At 64.7% G+C, this 2,271-nt stretch carries 1 protein-coding gene; it reads right to left on the reverse strand.

The annotated features are described in order from the left end of the window. Nucleotides 1-107: 107 nt before the first annotated feature. Nucleotides 108-2,264 carry a type I secretion system permease/ATPase gene (locus F3J44_RS29345; protein WP_167277994.1) on the reverse strand — a complete coding sequence of 719 codons (2,157 nt, stop codon included), beginning with the start codon at nt 2,262-2,264 and terminating at the stop codon, nt 108-110. Nucleotides 2,265-2,271 lie beyond the last annotated feature (7 nt).

Here is a 2,271-nt window from a genome sequence, read left to right on the forward strand (position 1 = left end):
CGTCCTCGATCAGCGCCTTGTTGACCTCGGGCAGCGGCTGCCCGTTGAGCGATTCGGAGCCTTTGAAATAGCGACGAAGGCCGTCCTTGAACCGACCGATATCCAGCTTATGCAACACTGATCTGCCCCTTCTTCAGTGCATCCATGACGGCGGCCTTCGGGCCATCGGCGACAATCTGCCCACGGTCGATGACGATCAAACGGTCGACCAGCGACAGCAGCGACGCCCGGTGCGTGACCAGCAGCACGGTCTTGTTCTCGATCACCGCCTGCAGGCGCTGCTTGAGGCGTTCTTCGCCCGTGTTGTCCATCGCGCTGGTTGGCTCGTCCAGCAGCAGAATCTGCGGGTTGAGCAGCAAGGCACGGCCCAGGGCCACGTTCTGCCGCTGGCCGCCGGAAAGGTTCTGGCCCCGTTCGCCAACCTGCAGCTCATAGCCGTCCGGGTGCAGGCGGGCGAACTCATGCACGCCGGCCAGTTCGGCGGCCTGCAGAATCAGTTCGTCTTCGATGTAGCGTGCGCCGCTGACCAGGTTGTCGCGCAGGGTGCCGGCAAGCAACTGGATGTCCTGCGGAACGTAGCCAACGTTGTGGCGCAGCTCGCTGACGTCGATCTGGCGGATGTCCACGCCGTCGACCAGCAACGAGCCGTTGTCGGCTTCATAGAGGCCGACAATCAGCTTGGCCAGCGAGCTCTTGCCCGAGCCGCTGCGGCCGATGATGCCGACCTTCTCGCCGGGGCGGATGCTCAGGTTGATGCCTTTGAGCGCCTGGTTCTGCTGGTTCGGGTAGGTGAAGTCGACCCCGCGGAACTCGATGGCGCCCTGCAGCACCTGGCGGCTCAGCGGGCGCTCTTCGAAATTGCGCTCTTGCGGCAGCTCCATCATCTGGTTGGTGGACACCATGGTCACCTTGGCCTGCTGATAGCGGGCCAGCAGGCCATTGAGCGAACTCAACGGGCCCAGCGCGCGGCCGCTGAGCATGTAGCAGGCCACCAGGCCGCCCATGCTGAGGTTGCCGTCGATGATCAGGTACACGCCGACACAGATCATCGCCACACCGGCCAACTGCTGGATCAGCAAGGTGATGTTCATCGCCAGGCTCGACAGCACCTTCACCCGCAGTTCGAGGCGGCTGAGGGTGCCGAGGGTCTGCTCCCACATGTACTGGCGTTCGCTTTCGGCGTTGTTGACCTTGACCGCATCCAGCCCGGCCAGGGTTTCGATCAGGCTCGACTGGCGCTCGGAGGCCAGGGCCATGGTCCGCTCCATGGTCGCCATCAGCGGCCGCTGCAGGGCGTAACCGATGCCCAGGGCCAGCGGGAAGGCGAGGATCGGAATCCACACCAGGTGCCCGCCGATGATGGCGATGACCAGCAGGATGATGAAGGTGAACGGCAGGTCGATCAGGCTGGTCAGGGTCAGCGAGGCGAGGAAGTCGCGCAGGCCCTGGAACTCGTGGATGTTCTGGGCGAAGCTGCCGACCCGCGCCGGGCGGTACTTCATCGACATGCCGACGATGCGCTCGAACAGTGTGGCCGAGATGATCAGGTCGGTCTTCTTGCCGGCCAGGTCCAGGCACAGGCCGCGCAGGCCCTTGAGGATCAGGTCGAAGAGGTAGGCCCCGGCGATGCCGACGGCCAGCACCCACAGGGTCGAGGTGGCCTGGTTGGGGACCACGCGGTCGTACACGTTCATCACGAACAATGGCGCGGCCAGGGCGATCAGGTTGATCACCAGGCTGGCGGCGATGGCGTCGATGTACAGCCATTTGCTGCGCAGCAGGGTGTCGCGGAACCAGGAGCGGGCACGCGGGATCAGGTTGCCGTGGTTGACGTCGTACTTGTGCTGGGGCTGGGCGAAAAATACCTTGCCGCTGTAGTCCCCGGCCAATGCCTCACGGCTGATCAGCACCTCGCCGCCATCGCTTTCGCTGAGCAGCAGGCGGGCGGTGTCGTCGTTTTCCCAGCCCAGCAATACCGCGGCGCGGCCTTCCTTGAGCAGCAGCATGGCCGGCATGGCGATGCTCGGAATCTGCTCCAGCTTGCGCTGCAGCAAACGCCCCTGCAGGCCGGCCCGGGCAGCGGCGCGGGGCAGCAGCTCGGCGTTCAGGCGCTGCAACGGCAATGGCAGACCTGTGGTCAGCATCGCCCGGCTGGCGGGTTTCTGGTGCAGAACACACAGCGTCAGCAGGCTATCGAGCAACGGATCGTCGTGCTGACTGCGTGGATCGTGGTTGAGTTGGACTCGACTGACTTCGGGTTCCACGCGGTGC

Origin of the sequence: Pantoea sp. Tr-811, from assembly GCF_011752535.1 — a bacterium.
Classification (GTDB): domain Bacteria; phylum Pseudomonadota; class Gammaproteobacteria; order Pseudomonadales; family Pseudomonadaceae; genus Aquipseudomonas.